12 protein-coding genes and 1 tRNA gene are annotated in these 14,595 nt (G+C 65.2%); 4 read left to right on the top strand and 9 right to left on the bottom strand.

Annotated elements, in window-relative coordinates; genetic code table 11:
- Nucleotides 1–924, top strand: a 924-nt coding sequence (locus VFC51_05220) for a DNA sulfur modification protein DndB (protein HZT06410.1), incomplete at its 5' end; no start/stop codon positions are given.
- 311 nt (nucleotides 925–1,235) lie between these two features.
- Nucleotides 1,236–2,378, top strand: a complete 1,143-nt coding sequence (locus VFC51_05225) for a site-specific integrase (protein HZT06411.1) — start codon at nucleotides 1,236–1,238, stop codon at nucleotides 2,376–2,378.
- Nucleotides 2,379–2,421: 43 nt separating this feature from the next.
- Here the strand turns inward: VFC51_05225 and VFC51_05230 are convergent.
- The 3 genes from VFC51_05230 to VFC51_05240 all read right to left on the bottom strand — a co-directional run bounded on the left by VFC51_05230 (nucleotide 2,422) and on the right by VFC51_05240 (nucleotide 4,265).
- A tRNA-Arg gene (locus VFC51_05230) sits at nucleotides 2,422–2,497 on the bottom strand.
- Nucleotides 2,498–2,652: 155 nt separating this feature from the next.
- Nucleotides 2,653–3,882 (bottom strand): hypothetical protein, encoded by a 1,230-nt coding sequence (locus VFC51_05235; GenBank protein HZT06412.1) that lies wholly within the window; start codon nucleotides 3,880–3,882, stop codon nucleotides 2,653–2,655.
- 35 nt (nucleotides 3,883–3,917) lie between these two features.
- Complete coding sequence (locus tag VFC51_05240) at nucleotides 3,918–4,265, bottom strand: hypothetical protein (GenBank protein HZT06413.1); 348 nt, start codon at nucleotides 4,263–4,265, stop codon at nucleotides 3,918–3,920.
- A gap of 183 nt (nucleotides 4,266–4,448) precedes the next feature.
- Between VFC51_05240 and VFC51_05245 the strand changes: the two genes are divergently transcribed.
- On the top strand, nucleotides 4,449–6,173 hold the full coding sequence (locus VFC51_05245; protein HZT06414.1) for a peptide ABC transporter substrate-binding protein: 1,725 nt from the start codon (nucleotides 4,449–4,451) through the stop codon (nucleotides 6,171–6,173).
- Nucleotide 6,174: 1 nt separating this feature from the next.
- Here the strand turns inward: VFC51_05245 and VFC51_05250 are convergent, their stop codons facing one another.
- The 5 genes from VFC51_05250 to VFC51_05270 form a co-directional block, all read right to left on the bottom strand.
- A complete protein-coding gene (locus tag VFC51_05250; GenBank protein ID HZT06415.1) occupies nucleotides 6,175–7,473 on the bottom strand; it encodes an NPCBM/NEW2 domain-containing protein in 1,299 nt (432 codons plus the stop codon).
- A 183-nt stretch (nucleotides 7,474–7,656) separates the two neighbouring features.
- Complete coding sequence (locus VFC51_05255) at nucleotides 7,657–9,027, bottom strand: MmgE/PrpD family protein (GenBank protein ID HZT06416.1); 1,371 nt, start codon at nucleotides 9,025–9,027, stop codon at nucleotides 7,657–7,659.
- Between the two features lie 18 nt (nucleotides 9,028–9,045).
- Nucleotides 9,046–9,546 (bottom strand): hypothetical protein, encoded by a 501-nt coding sequence (locus tag VFC51_05260; protein ID HZT06417.1) that lies wholly within the window; start codon nucleotides 9,544–9,546, stop codon nucleotides 9,046–9,048.
- A gap of 36 nt (nucleotides 9,547–9,582) precedes the next feature.
- Nucleotides 9,583–11,295: a peptide ABC transporter substrate-binding protein gene (locus tag VFC51_05265; protein HZT06418.1), complete on the bottom strand. Its 1,713-nt coding sequence runs from the start codon at nucleotides 11,293–11,295 to the stop codon at nucleotides 9,583–9,585.
- Nucleotides 11,296–11,320: 25 nt separating this feature from the next.
- On the bottom strand, nucleotides 11,321–12,052 hold the full coding sequence (locus VFC51_05270) for an alpha/beta hydrolase (protein HZT06419.1): 732 nt from the start codon (nucleotides 12,050–12,052) through the stop codon (nucleotides 11,321–11,323).
- 99 nt (nucleotides 12,053–12,151) lie between these two features.
- Between VFC51_05270 and VFC51_05275 the strand changes: the two genes are divergently transcribed.
- Entirely contained in the window at nucleotides 12,152–13,297 is a 1,146-nt protein-coding gene (locus tag VFC51_05275; GenBank protein ID HZT06420.1) for an amidohydrolase family protein, read from the top strand.
- A 77-nt stretch (nucleotides 13,298–13,374) separates the two neighbouring features.
- Here the strand turns inward: VFC51_05275 and VFC51_05280 are convergent, their stop codons facing one another.
- Nucleotides 13,375–14,415: an alpha/beta hydrolase gene (locus VFC51_05280; protein ID HZT06421.1), complete on the bottom strand. Its 1,041-nt coding sequence runs from the start codon at nucleotides 14,413–14,415 to the stop codon at nucleotides 13,375–13,377.
- Nucleotides 14,416–14,595: the final 180 nt, after the last annotated feature.

The raw sequence follows: 14,595 nt of genomic DNA on the forward strand, positions 1-14,595 counted from the left end.
CGGCGCCTCGCAGACCTGGAAGCCCAGCGGCGGCGGTTCCACCAGGAGCGGATCAGTTTGCAGATCCACATCACCGATGATCCGCGAATCTATCAGCAGATGTTCGTCGACATCAACGACACTGCGCTCGGCGTCGGCTCCACGCTGCGGGTCCGTTACGATCGGCGCAAGGTCGTGAACCGCGCGGTGGACATCCTGCTCGATACGCCCATGCTCGTCAATCTAGTCGACATGGAGCGGGACCGGACAACTGGCACATCGCCGTACTGGCTATCTGTCAAGCACCTAGCCGACATCGTTCGTACCATTGCGGTGGGGATCTCGGGTCGGATCAGTCGGCGGCAGGAAGGAGAGCTGAAGGACCGAGAGCTGGCCGAGGATGCGCGGATGTTCTTGATCCTCATGGGCAAAGGCTTTCCGGAGATTCAGGAGCTGTCCACTGGTGAGATCAGTCCACAGGTGCTGCGCGGTAAGTCGCTGCTTGGCTCCACATCGTTCCTGAAGGTCTTAGCAGGTGTCTACCATGAGATCCGCCACGACGTCGGTATGGAAGACATTCGCGAGTTCTTCTACCAGCTAAGTCCGCACCTGACTGTCCCAATCCCTGCGGACTCGCGAATCCTCGGCACTGGCACGTTCGAGGTCGGCGCGTCCGCGCCAATGGGACGCCGCCAAGATCTGCAACGCAGTGTGAACGTGCTCACATACTGGGCCAAGACTCGTCCAGGGTGGATGTGTGGCGAAGAGACCCCGCCCGCCCTGGGCACGAGCCAAGAGAATGGGATCACAGAAGGCGGCGGCAGTGTCGAAACCAAGGTAAAAGCGGATGCCCTGGAGACGGAGGCCGTCCAGATAGGCGGCGGTCGGCTTCCCAGCTTTCGATCAGCATCAACTCCCGGGCGCTCAGGCTTCTCGTCATGTTAGCCATATACCGTATAGATTACGGCTTTAGTCATGATAGATGCATGATGCTAACCTGCTTTTCCGGGGAGCGGATGGGCGAGGGGCCTCGCTCTCGGCACCACCGGCGGGATCGCCCTTGACACGCGGTCGCTGTTGCGGGCCTGCTCAGACTCGTCCACGCACCCACACGCCGACTGGACAGGGTGCGTGACAACGAACCGGGGCGGGGGAGAAACCTCCGCCCCATAAGCTCTAGTGGAGCGTGAATGACTAGAAAGCGTAGGGGAAGTGTCCGCTACCGACCAGCAGATGAGCGTTATGAAGGCCGAATCATGGTTGGTGGCAAGCGGTACTCGGTGTTTGCGCATACGGAGGACGAGGCGTGGCAGCTCCTTGAAGCTGTTCATACGAAGTACCGTGCGCGCCAAGAGGCACTGCCACCGCCCGGCGCTGACCAGACGCTACGGGAGTTCCTGCTGTCCTGGCTTAAAGAGCGTCGCCCTTTCCTTGCTCCCAAGACCTATGTGGGCTACCGCGACTACACCGTCCAGCATCTTATTCCTGGGCTCGGCGATCATCAGCTCCGAGACCTGCGCGTAATGCACGTCCAAGCCTACATCCGAGAGAAGTTGGCTGAGGGCCTGTCGGCGCGCACGGTCCACCATCACCGCGCTATTCTCCGCACCGCACTCAATTGGGCAGTCCGCTGGGGACTGATCGAGAAGAACGTTGCGTCCATAGCTGAGGGGCCCAAAGTTGCGCAGACCGAGATCAAGCCGCTGACACCCAAGGAGACCAGGCGCTTCCTAGAGGTTGCGCGGCAGGACTCCATTGGCACCGTCTACATCGTAGCTGCCACATGTGGCCTACGCCTGAGCGAGGTCCTCGGCCTCACCTGGGAAGACATTAACTTCGAGAACGGCACGCTATCAGTCCGTCGTGGTCTCCACTTAGTCGACGGTGAATACGTGATCCGCGAGCAGTCCAAGACGAAGAAAAGTCGACGCGTCATCGGACTCCCGCAAGTAGCGATCGATGCGTTACGTGAATGGCGTGAGAAGCAAGACGCAATGCGGCAGGACGCGGATGCATGGGAAGCACCGGATCTAGTCTTTACGACGCGGCTAGGGCGTCCGTTAAATGGTAGTTGGGTGACACACCACTTACACCGCGTCCTGCGTCGAGCGGGCCTGCCCGAGCAACGGTTCCACGGTCTGAGGCACCTCGCCGCGTCCCTCATGCTGGCCTCGGGCCTGAGCCTCAATGATGTCTCGCGCACGCTGGGGCACAGCCAGATCAGCCTGACCGCGGACCTGTATGGCCACTGGTACGACGAGGGGCGGCACCGAGTGGCCACTGCGATGGACGGCATATTGGGGTCAGCTGAGGAAGAATTGGGGTCAAATTTGGGGTCAAAATTGGGGTCAAACGGCGAAACCCCCGAATTTCCGGAAAATCAAGACGACCGTCAATGACCGCTTATGAGCGCTGCTTATCCCTCATCGCCCACTGGTTACGTGGTGCCCCCGGCGTGACTCGAACACGCGACACGCGGTTTAGGAAACCGCTGCTCTGTCCACTGAGCTACGGGGGCGAACTTCAGCGCACGGGCTCAATGCCCGTCGTCGCTTCGCGCCACTTCGGGAGGGGTCTGCCCTTCGGGGACCGCCCCCGCGCGTGCAGACGGATCGCGGGCGCGGCAAAATTCTATCACCCCCCTGAAGCTGGCGGCGCTCGCCTCGTCGCTGCTTAGCGGCTGCTCCTCTTGTCCCACGGAAGATCGAATGGATCGGTCCGATAGACGACCGGCGGCATCGTGCACTCGACGCCCTCTCTCCGGTTCGCCTCGATGAAATATCGCCGCACCTCGGGGTCCTCGTCCTCATAGTCGATCAGCGGCCCGCCCTCGCGCACCGGCGTGAACACGCCGCCCTCGTCCTGCGGCCGCTGAACCGATAGGGGGCTCCCGTTGCCATACGGATACACCGCCACGTGGCGCGCAGGGACCTTCCCTGTGCTCATATGCTGGTGGAACCACCCGTCCGGCGGCACGTAGATGCTGTTCGGACCCCATTCGACCAGGACGACCTCGTCGCCGTGGCCGTCCTGCCACGGATGGACGCCCAGCTCGCGCGGCCAAAGGTTGACGTACCCGTGGCCCTTCAGCCCGACGAGCACCGCTCCCGGGCCGTGGTAGTGGGCTTTGTGGTATCGGCCGACGGGCCACTCGGAGATGTGGCCGGACGGGAACTCCCCTGCCATGACGTAGTGGGTGAGCTGTCCACCCGCGACCTTCTGCTCCTGGTCCGAAATCCACTCGTCGTTCACGTTGGGAATGAAGTTCGTGTACCAAGTGCTCGCGTTGTATCGGCCCACCGCCACTCGGTTCTCGGTCCGATCGAAGTAGTCCTCGCGTCCATCGTAGATGTCCGTGAAGTCATAGTCGCAGTTGAACACGAACTCGAGGAGCGACCGGGAGACCGTTTTCTGACGGGTCGCGAACAAGGAGTTGAAGAGGCGCGGGGCGTTGGTGACGCCGAAATAGATCACTGGCTCCTTGCTGAGATTGAACATGCGATAGTAGGTGTTCTTCGGCGGAGCAAATAGGCTCCCCTTGCTCCACTCGAAGGTGCGTTTGGGACCGTTCTTCTGCCAGATCTCCGTCGCGCCCTGGCCCTGGAGAATCAGCGTAAATTGCTCGTACAGGTGATGTTGCACGTCCAGCGACTCGCCGGGCGGGATCTCGCAGACGAACATCCCGCGCTCCGCCTGGAAGGTTCCGATCAGCTCGATGAAGGCGCCCAGCCCCTTTCCCGTGCGCTGCCACGGTCTGCGCTCGAGGGTCGTGACGTCGGGCACGCCGGCCGCGGCGAAATGAATGGGAATCCCTTCGCCCTGCATCCATTGATAATAGGGAAAGCTCGCACGCTCCTGAAGCTCCGCGCGCTCAGCCATCTGGCCCGCCCCTGCCGGCTTCATATCCCCTCCCACCGACTCATCGGTTCGCCCAGCCGCTAGCTCGCCGACCACTCGAAGAATGCCTCAGGCGGCGGACCTGCCGGGGGCTGATTCATGTCCACCCCGCAGAGGTCTTGGACCTGCTGCTTGAACCACAGGTCGAACGGCGCCTGCGACTGGCTGAACGCGCCCAGCGACTGCGCGGGATCGCTCGCCTCGAAGTAGACGATGACCATGTCGCCATTGGGGGAAGGCTGCAGGTACCAGTTCTCCCGGGTGATCCCGAGGCGCCGCTCGGACTCCTCCCATTCTCGTCGACGCGGCCCAAGCACCTCGGCGGCGAACCGTCGTCCCGCGTCCGCCTTGCCGGGAAGCAACGGAAATGCAAAAGCGATAGATGCCATATGGATCGCTCCTTTCGTCCCTACATCTGCGCGCCTGCCGCCGGACCCGGCCAACCGAATTCCGGACTGGTGTCCAAAATCCGACGGCGTCACACGACGGTGAAGGAGATTGTATGAGTTGATTTCGACCGGTGCTATATTCGCACCCAGCACTGCCCCATTAACGAGCCGGGAGGCACCTCGATGCTCGGGCGAAGCGCAATCCTCACGGTCGTCGTCGTCTTCCTCGCGTCCTGCGGGCCGGGCGGTACGCGATCCGGCAGCGGAGACGCGACCGGGCCGGCACCGGCATCGACGGGGCAGGACCGCACGGTCACCATGGCCGTCCGGTACGAGCCTCCCACGCTGCTGCCCAAGGCCGGCTCCGGCCTCACCTCCGGCGCGGTGCGCCCCTTCAACGCCGAGTTGTTCATCATCGACGGCGACGGAGTGACGAAGCCGTACCTTGCCGCCTCGCTGCCGCAGCTCAACTCCGACGCGTGGCGCGTGGAGCCGGACGGACGCATGGAGGTGACGTACCAGCTCAAGCCCGGGCTCACCTGGCACGATGGCCAGCCCCTGACGGCCGACGATTTCGCCTTCGCGTACCGGGTGTACGCGAACCCCGCCTCGGGCATGTTTCCGCCTACACCCCAGAACCTAATGGACAGCGTGGAGGTCCGAGACCCCCAGACGTTCGTGATCTCGTGGAACAAGCCCTACCCCGACGCCGCGAACCTCGCGTTCGGCGACTTCGAGCCGCTGCCCCGCCACATCCTCGAAGGCCCGTTTCGCGCCGTCGAGCAAGACCCCAACCAGCAGGACAGCTTTCGCACGAATCCCTTTTTTGCCGGCGCGTACGTGGGCGCTGGCCCGTATCGCCTCGAGCGATGGGAGCCAGGCACGGAGCTGGTCGGCGTCGCATTCGATGGCCACGCCCTCGGTCGGGCCCGGATCAACCGTTTCGTCGTGCGCGTCATGCCCGACGAGAACGCCGTCCTCTCTAACCTTCTGGCCGGCCACGTCACCATCGGGGGCGACTTCACCCTCCGGTATGAGCACGGAAAGGCGTTGAAGGCCGACTGGGACGCATCCAAGCGCGGCATCGTGAAGAATGAGACCAGCTCCCTCAACCACATCTTGGTCCAATTCCGTCCCGATTACCTGAAGGTACCCGCCCTGCTGGACCTGCGAGTCCGGCGCGCCCTCGCGTACTCCATCGATCGAGACGGGCTGAACGAGGGCATTTTCGACGGAAACGCCGTGATGACCGAGACCGGGATCACCCATGACGCACGGTATTTCCCGGAGCTCGACAAGGCGATGACCCACTACCCCTACGATCCCCGGCGCACGGAGCAGCTCATGAACGAGGCCGGTTTCACGAAAGACGCGCAGGGCAAGTTCGCCAGTGCGAGCGGAGAGCGCTTCTCGCCCGAGTTCATCGTCGAGCAGGGCACCGTGTTCGAGCGCATGCTCGCGCTTATGACGGAAACGTGGGGCCGGGCAGGGATCGAGGTGCAGCCGGGCGTCCTCCCCACCACGGCGATGCGGAGCAATGAAGCGCGGGCCACGTTCTCCGCCCTCTATGCGCCGTCCACGGGACCGGGAGAACGAACCCTTCAGATTCACTCCAGCGGACAGATCGGCTCGCCCGCCAACGGCTGGATCGGCGGAAACCGTGGCGGGTGGTCGAACCCGGAATACGATCGCCTCTTCGATCTGTACAGCACAACCCTCGAGCGAAGCGAGCGCGACAAGTGGGTCATCGAGATGGTGAAGCTCTACAGCGAGCAGCTTCCCGCCTACTACACGTATTTCAACATCGGCGTGCTGGCCTATCAGGCGGACCTGAAGGGGCCTGCGGCCGGTAGCGTCGACCGCCTCCCCTACTGGAACGTGTACGAATGGGAGTTCGCATCGACGTAAGTCACGGACCGGCGAGCGAGGAGTCCGCGGCCTCCTGTTCCGATTGAATGCCGACGTCGACGCTTCCGACGATCCACGTCCCGTGCGCTGAGTGCGCCACGACCCAAAGCGTGTGGGGCCCGTCGCTTCCGTCGGGGAGCGTCCACTCCATGGCGAATCCGGCGTTCGCCCAGTCCGGCCGGCTGTACGTGCTCGCGACGTCCTGCCGGGCCAAGCCATAGTCGGCCGCGCCGACGAGCCCATCGTCGCTCAGCTCATCGAGATAAACGTCCACGCTCGTGACGCCCGTGCCCGGGCCAGTGGGGTCCACCGCCCATCCGGTGATGGACGCCTGTTCCCCGGCGACGAGATCCGCGTCCGCTTCCGGTGATTCGATGACGAGCATCGCCTGCATGGGGGGCTGGGCGATCTGAGCCGCCTGCTGCGCGCCCGGGGGCGCCGCGTTCTGCGCGGCCGCGCCCGCGTCCGCGGAGGCGGCGCTCGCTCCCGAACCCGACGACTGGCTCGCGGGCGCCACACCCATCGGCAGCGGGGCTGCTTGGTCCGCGCCGCAGGCGACTTGCGCCCCTGCCCAGTCGGCGTGGTCGTAGGCGTTTCCATCCCCGCCGTCGCTCACAACGAGACGCAGCGCGCGGGCGCCCTTGAGGTCAACGGTGACCTGATTTGTCGGGCTCGCGCCGGTCATCGTCGGGCTCACGGAGCGACGGCTCCCGTCGACCCACACCTCGAACACGACGGACCCGCGGTCTCGGACATCGTCGTCGACGCCGATGTCCGACACGAACGTCGCGCACGCCCCGCCAAGGTCGTACACGATCTCCGAGGGCGCGTTCACGCCGATCCCCTTGGCGTACGTAACGCCGTTCAGCGTGATCGGGCCCCCGTCTCCAGCGGCGTCCTCTCCGTTGCTCATGTCGCGCTCGGCGGGGCCGTACCCGTTCGCAACCGACGCCCAGGTCAGGTCGCTCAGGTACGACGAGCCAGATGGTGGCGGCGCGGCTGCCGCGTCTCCCGTCGTTGGGTTCGCCTGGGATGGCGTCGCGTCCGGTGGCGACGGTTGACCCGTTGGGCGCGGCGTCGCCGTGGCGAGCCCGCTCGAGAAGGCCCCCAGCGCGTACGCGCTCGGCGTGCTGGTGATCCGGTTATCGGCGATCAAGGTAGCGGTCGGGACAGCGGTCCAGGTGGGCTGCTCCGGAACCCAGGGGTTTACGGTCGGCGTCTGCGCATCGGCGAGCAGCGGAATGAGCGCGAGGGCGATCATCACCCCGAGCGCGAGCAGGCCGACCGCTCGCGGGCTCATTGCGCCGATTCAGCGCGGCGCAGCCGCCGCCGGATCACCAGTCCGTCACTCATCCGTCTCCGTCCCGATTTCGATCAGAAACATCGGGAGAAGCTTGGCATCCCAGGGATGACGGATGCGTTTCGCGCGGTTACCCGGGCGTTAATCGCGCGCGAAATCGAATCCGGGCTGACGCGGGTGCCGTCAGCGCGACGGCGCGACCAGCTCGCCCTCGCGCAGCGCCAGCATCGAGAGGAAGTCTCGCACATCGCCCACGCGCTCGAACGTCCAAAGCTGCTCCACGGCACGATCCACCCGCTCGGCCGGCAGCACAGACCGCGCCAGCCCGCGGAACTTCTCCTCCACCTGCGCATCGGAGAGCGGATTCTCCGCCGTGCCGGTCGGGTGGTCGATCCGCTGGGTATAGGTTGTGCCGTCGGAAAGCGTCATCGTGACGACGGCGGCATGTCGGGGGAGCGCTGGGTCCTCGCTCACCGTGATCTTGTCCCTGACCGAATGGATCACCGGGTCGTGGGCCTTCGCATCGTTGAATTGATCGGGCAGCGCGGCGCCGTCGACCAGGGCAACTGCGATCGCGTGGAAGTAGGAGAACTTCGTGTCGAGCGCCGAAACGGGGTGCTGGTAGCGCACGAGATTCGGCGCGAATTGCCGCACCGAGCCGTGGATGCTGGCAATGGTCTCGGGTCGGACGCCGGGTTTCTCCCGGAGCGCCAGCGCAGCGTCGATGAAGGCATGGTTGCCCGCGCCGCACGCGTAGGGTTTCAGCCCATTCGCAGGCAGCTCCCAATGGCCCCCCAGGTCCTGAGTCAGCTCGGCCAGATCGTAGCCTTTCGCCATGGCGCCGAGAAACCCCCTCGGCCCCGTGAAGATGTTGTCTGTGCCGGTGAACCCCCGCTGGACGAGGAGGGCGGCCAGGAGCCCATTCTGCGCGGCGCGGCCGGCATGGAAGGGCTTGCAGTCGGAGCCAAAGACCTCCCGCACACCGGACGCCTGCGTTCCGGCGACGGCAAAGGCCCACACGAGCTGTTGCTCGGTCAACTTCAGCAGCCGACCGGCGGCGGCGGCGGCGCCAAGCACGCCGCACGTATTGGTGATATGCCAGAAGTCCGCCCCGTCGCGGAAGTGGGCCACGAGCAGGTTCCCGACCCGACACGCGACCTCTACGCCCAGGACATACGCCGCGAGGAGGTCGTTGCCGGACGTGGTCACGCGCTCGGCCACGGCCAGCGCCGAAGGATAGATGGGCGACGACGGGTGGATGACCGTCGGGTGCGTATCGTCGTAGTCCTCCACGTGCCCGCTGTACCCGTTGGCGAGGGCAGCGTCGAGAAGGCTCACCCGAACCGCCTTCCCGATGATCGTGGCCTGACGGTTCCCGCCCTGATCCTCGAACAGGTCCAGCAGGACGTTGACGGACGGGTCGCGCGAGCCAAAAAGAGCGACGCCAGCGTAGTTCATCAGGCACCGTTTTGCGAGGTGCATGATCTCTGCTGGGATCTTTTCGGTAGGGAAGGTTCTTACAAACGATGCAAACTGCGATTCCGTTGCGCCCATCGTGCTCCTCCGCCGGCTTCAGTCGTAGACCGTGTCCATGATCACGCGGCCATTGTGACGCAGCGTGAACTCGACGCGGCGGCCGCCCGCCATCGTCGCGAGGCTTCCCCGATGCTTTCGGACCTCACCGATCAGCGCGCGGACCTGATCGTCGGTGTTCGGACTGTCGATCGAGACGGTGTACTCGACCTTCTGCCCGAACAGGGAGAGCTGACCCTCCAAGCGATCGATGGGGAGGTCGCGCAGAGCGGCCATCTTGACGATCCACACATGGTCGGACCCCATGATCCCGGCCGCGTAGTAGCGCATCGGGGCTGGCCCGGCGTCGTTCCCACCACTGCTCTCTCGCTCGTCGAGGATGAAGCTATGCCCCTCGACTGTCGCCCGGAATTGCAGGTTCTGGAGCGCTTTGATGTTCACCGTGGTGATCGGGCGCTGTGGCTGGTTTGGGTCGCGCGCCCCGCGTTCTTCGAGCTGCTCCTGAACGATCCGCTTGAGGCCCGGATCGATGTAGACCATGCGCTGCCCCCTTGCTTTCAACGTGTGACGCTGCCGCTAGTCGAGCACCCAATCCTGCACATTCCAGCCGATCACGGCCTCGTCGGCGTCGACGTTTGGGCCGTGGACGGACGCATTGTGGGCGTAGGCCGCCAGCTCGAACATGAGGGGTATGGTGGGAAGCTGCTCGCTCATGACCTTCGCCATCTGCGCGATAAGCGCGACCCGCTCCCTCGGAGCGATGGTCGATGCGAAAGCCGCTGAGAGCCGATCGAAGTCCGGATCGCTCCAGCCGGGGCGGTTCGGCCCGATCCACCGGTTGTCCGGCGTCCCGATCCTCGAGGTCGTAAAGGAGGCGAGCGAGTACTCGCCCGCGCCCGTCGAGTAGCTGAAGAGGCTGGGGAACGTCGCTCGCGCCTGGTTGTCGGCGGCGAGAGCCGGCAGCATGAAGGACTCCTTGAAGTCGAAGCCGATTTCCCGCCACCCGCTGGCCAGCGTCGCGATTTCGGCGTCGCGATAGGGGCCGGCCAGCGTGTTCAGCTCGAAGTGGAGCGTGCCATCTGCCGCGGATGCGAAAACACCGTCGCCCCCCTTGGTGAACCCCGCCTCGCTCATGAGGCGCTCGCTGGCGCGCGGATCGCGCGGGTATTTCGCGACAGCCCGATCGACCTCCGCGTAGAAGCTCGTCCGTGGCGAAATGAACGGCACGTCCGACATCACCCCCTGCCCGTCGAAGAGCCCATTGTTGAGGGCGACGCGATCGATGCCGTGCGCCAGCGCGCGCCGGACGCGGACGTCGAGCAGGGCGCGCGGGCTGGCCACGTCCGGCCGTAGCTGCACGAAGACGCCGCGGTAGCTCCCCGGCCGCATGAGCACCGTACCGCCGTTCTGCGGGCCCCACTGCTGCTGCAGGATCTGCCCCTCTGCGAAGCGGATCGAGCTGTCGGTCGCGAAGTCGACGTCGCCAGACAATAGGTTCGCCAGCGCCACGTTCGAGTCGCTGATGAAGACGATTCGGATCCGATCGATCTTCGGCTTGCCGAGCGCATGGCCATCAAAGGCCGACCCTTCGATGGAGGCGCCCGGCTCCCATCGCGCCAGCTTGAACGGCCCGGCGCTCACGTAATCGGTCGTCCAGAATGGGAGAGTCGCGAGCCCGCCGGGGTCGCGCTCGAAAGCGCTTGCGAGAAGGTGGCGCGGCAGCGGTGGGAGGTTGTCCTCGGGCAGCACGTCTGCCTTCGGATACGGGCCGCTCCAGTGGATGAGCACCGTCCGTGGGTCGGGCGCGCTGACGTCCGCAATGAGACTCTGGGGTACGACGTTTGCGATGCCAACTTGCGGCGAGGAATAGACCTGCCACGCGAAGACGAAATCCTCGGCCGTGAGCGGCTCCCCATCGTGCCAGGTCAGGTTGGGCTTTAGACGATGGGTGGTCTCCATAGTCCCGTCGGGGAGCGTCTTCCACGTGTCGGTGTCCAGTTGCGGAAGCGCTTCCGCCAGGTAGGGCTGCGGGAGCCCCTGGCCGTCGTACAAACCGAGCGTCGCGTTGAAGGCTCGCTGCGTGAACGCGAAGGAAGTCCCGACCCCGCTGGACAGGACCTTCTGGGCAAGGGTCGGGGGCTCAGTTCGGATCGAGACGTTGAGCGCGCGGGTGGGTTTCGGCGCGCTCTGGACTGTCGCTTGAGACGAGGTAGGGGAGGGCTCCGGCGCGCAGGCCGCGGCGACGACCACGACGAGCGCAAGCCAGCATATCGCGGAAAGTCGCGTCACGTGGTCCCAGCTCCGGCGTAGTCCATTACGCCGCCGGATGCGCCCTGAGAAATTTCCAGATTCGCGCCACGGTATTCGGCACGACGTCGGATGGGTACCGCCAGTCTTCCAGTGTCTCCGAGTTCGGCGCGAGAGAGGCGATCTCGCGGCCGATCGCGGTGGGATGGTCGAGGTTATTGCCAGGCATGACGAGCATCGGCGTCTCGCACGAGCGGACGAACTCGCGGCTTACGCTGAACACGAAGTCGCCGCCGAACATCCGTTGGCGAAAGGCATCGAGCTGCGCCGGGTCCAGAGACGGCCGCTGCTCCAGCAAGTCCTTCGCCCAGCGCCCCGCTAAAGCGTTCGGAAGGACCTCCCGGTTCTCTTCGCTGATGCCGACCGGCTGCTCGATGACCGCGCAGACGACGCGCTCCGGCGCGCGCTCGACAAGCTTCAACGCGTACGAGCACCCGATGCAGCAGCCGAGGACGCAAAATTGACCGATGCCCAGATGGTTCATCAGGTTCAGGTGGTCCTGGGCGTAGCTCCCCCACGGATCGTCGACGTCCAGCGGGCCGGTTGAGCGCCCGGCGTTTCGCTGATCGAGGGTGATGGTCCAGTACTCTCGCGAGAAGATCTCCATCGGGTTGAAAGCCGACGTTTCCCAGGACTCGATGGTGGCATTCATTCCGCCGGGCGGCAGGAGCAAGAGGGGGAAGCCGCTCCCCTTGGTTTCGTAGTAGATCGATAGCTCCCCGCGCCGCAAGTACGGCACTCGGCACCTCCCCGCCTCCGCCCGCCGGGCGATTGTGTGGGCGAAGGCACTCTGCTAGACTGACCAGCGCACAAGTTCGATCCGCGGGAGCGTGCTTGCATGAAGGACGGCTACAGGGTCTGGGACACTGACACCCATGTGCGGCCGTCGCTGGAAACGCTCGAACCGTACTACGATCCCGCGTTTCGAGAGAGATTACCCGAACTGGAGCCGTACAAGCGAGTCAACACGCGGGATGCCGAGGGGATGATCGTTGGACGCCACTCCTACGCGTTCCCGGAAGAGAACCCGTTTCGGCGGACCCTCGGACGGTCTGAGCACGGAGTGGAGCGGCCGGACGCCCACTACCGCGGCAAGCGGTACGCCAGCCTCGGGGCTATCGACGACGATGCGGACGCGCGGGTGCGCGACCAAGACGAGGAGGGCGTGGACGTCCAGCTCCTCATCGGTGGCTCGTCCAGCGCCGGTCCGTCGAAGGACGTCGCCATCGCCGTCGGCTTTATGCGCGCCTACAACCGCTACCTCAACGACTTCTGCGGGCGCCATCCCCATCGGCTGAAGGCGCTCCTTCCGATCGTGCCCAACGCCATCGAGGCATCGGTCGAGGAGATCAAGCGGTGGGGAAAGACTTCGTGGGCCGTCGGCGTGTATCCGAATATGGCGAATGACACCCCCCTCGACCATCCCGACATGGAGCCCATCTGGCAGGTCGCGGACGAGCTGGGGCTCGCCATCATCCACCACAGCCACTACAGCGGGCCGCCGTGGTTTCCTGGCTATCTCGACCTCTGGAACAGTCCGTTCCTCGGAAGGTCCGCCGCCCACCCGTGGGGCGCGATGCGCGCCATCGGCGCGTTCTTTGGCTCGGGGATCATGGACCGCTACCGGTCGCTGCGGTTCGCGATCCTGGAGTGTGGGTGCGGCTGGCTCCCATTCTGGATGCGTCGCCTGGGCGACCAGTCCACGTACGTGGGCGGCGTCGCATCTCTCCAGCACAACGTAGAGGACTACTTCACCGGCGGCCGCTTCTTCTCCGCTATCGAGATGGCCGAGGGCGAGGACATGATCCAGATGGTGAATCAGTTCATGGGCACTGGCGTCCTGATGTACGCGTCCGACTATCCCCACATGGAGTGCCGCTTCCCCGAATCCGTGAGCCACTTCCTCGGGTTCGAGACGCTGACGGACGAAACCCGTCGGCGGCTGTTCTGGGAGAACCCGGTGCGACTCCTCGGCGAGCCGTAGCCCCGATCCGCCGCGACCGCGCCCGCGTGCCCACAGACGGCACCGGGCATCAGATGCGGACGGGCGCAGACAAACCGTCAAAGCGCGCGAAACAGCTCCGCCAGGAACGCCAACAGCCTTGCCACGTCGGCGGTCGCCGCCCGGGCCAGAGCCGCGCGAGGAAGGGTGTGCTCGAAGAGGTGGGTGATCAGAAACTCCTTGCCCGGTCGCGCGCCCAGCGCGCGATCGAGGGCCACGGACTCCGTGTACGGGACGTAATGATCGCCCTCGTCGTGCAGGATGAAGATGCGCGCCTTGAGCTTCGCGACCCGGTCTGCGGGATTCGCCGAGCGAAATGGCGCCAGCTCCTCGGGAGGTGCGGCGTCGATCTCAGACAAGGCCTCTTCACGCGTCCGCGTCGATAGGGCGCGCAGGAGATGGGGTGCGCTCTGCTGCTCGAGAATCGACCGAACGTGCGCCACGGCGCCGTCGTCGGCATGCCACGTCAAAATGTTCCCATCGCAGACGGTGGTTCCCGTGGCAACGGCTAGCAGGTACTCGGGCAGGTCGTAGTACCCACCGAAGAAGAGGAGGGCGCGCACCCGATCTGCGATCTTCGGATCGGTCGCCGCCGCGAACGCCACCGACGAGCCGACAGAGAACCCGACGAACGAGATCCTTCCCGGGTCCACCTGCTCCACGCTCGCGAGGTATTGGTGCGCGCGCACAAAGGTGGACGGCCGCTCCAGGACCGACTGGCCGCGGTCGAGGATCTCCAGCCGCGGCCACATGGCCACGTATCCGAGCCGCGCGAGCGTGGCCGCCAGATGCGCAAGATTCTCGCGGTCTCGCTGCTGTGTCTTGAGTCCCGTGCAGAGAATGACCGCCGGGACGGCACGCGGGCAGACTCCATGGAACCCTCCACGGGGCAAATACAGGTCGGCAACGATTCCTTCCGGAGGGTCTGCCAGCCGAATCGAGCGGTGGATCGGCGCTCGCGTCAAAAAACGCAGCGGCTTGATTGGGACCTGGGGAAACATCTCCGCGAACAGCAGCAGTGTGCGTGCGTGAGACGCGAGCCGAAATCCCACCAGGCCGCCGAGGCTCGCCAGGCCGACGGGGACCAGCCAGCGTCTCATCGATCCTCCTCGTCTCGGCAGATCGCGCCAGTGAGCCAATCCCCCGCGGCGGGCAGACGTGCGGCGTGGATGTTCTTGGGACGCGTTACGTTCGTGCGCGCACCTCAGGCCGGGGCGCGCGGGCCACCACGCATGGCGCATTCGCGCAGAGCGGTACCGTCGCCGTCGCATCTTCGCGCA

This window comes from Chloroflexota bacterium (assembly GCA_035652535.1).
Taxonomy (GTDB): domain Bacteria; phylum Chloroflexota; class UBA6077; order UBA6077; family SHYK01; genus DASRDP01.

Coding starts and splice junctions, on each gene's coding strand:
- VFC51_05225 (HZT06411.1), top strand. CDS start 1,236: ATGGTTGGTGGCAAGCGGTACTCGGTGTTTGCGCATACGGAGGACGAG.
- VFC51_05235 (HZT06412.1), bottom strand. CDS start 3,882: ATGAAGCCGGCAGGGGCGGGCCAGATGGCTGAGCGCGCGGAGCTTCAG.
- VFC51_05240 (HZT06413.1), bottom strand. CDS start 4,265: ATGGCATCTATCGCTTTTGCATTTCCGTTGCTTCCCGGCAAGGCGGAC.
- VFC51_05245 (HZT06414.1), top strand. CDS start 4,449: ATGCTCGGGCGAAGCGCAATCCTCACGGTCGTCGTCGTCTTCCTCGCG.
- VFC51_05250 (HZT06415.1), bottom strand. CDS start 7,473: ATGAGCCCGCGAGCGGTCGGCCTGCTCGCGCTCGGGGTGATGATCGCC.
- VFC51_05255 (HZT06416.1), bottom strand. CDS start 9,027: ATGGGCGCAACGGAATCGCAGTTTGCATCGTTTGTAAGAACCTTCCCT.
- VFC51_05260 (HZT06417.1), bottom strand. CDS start 9,546: ATGGTCTACATCGATCCGGGCCTCAAGCGGATCGTTCAGGAGCAGCTC.
- VFC51_05275 (HZT06420.1), top strand. CDS start 12,152: ATGAAGGACGGCTACAGGGTCTGGGACACTGACACCCATGTGCGGCCG.
- VFC51_05280 (HZT06421.1), bottom strand. CDS start 14,415: ATGAGACGCTGGCTGGTCCCCGTCGGCCTGGCGAGCCTCGGCGGCCTG.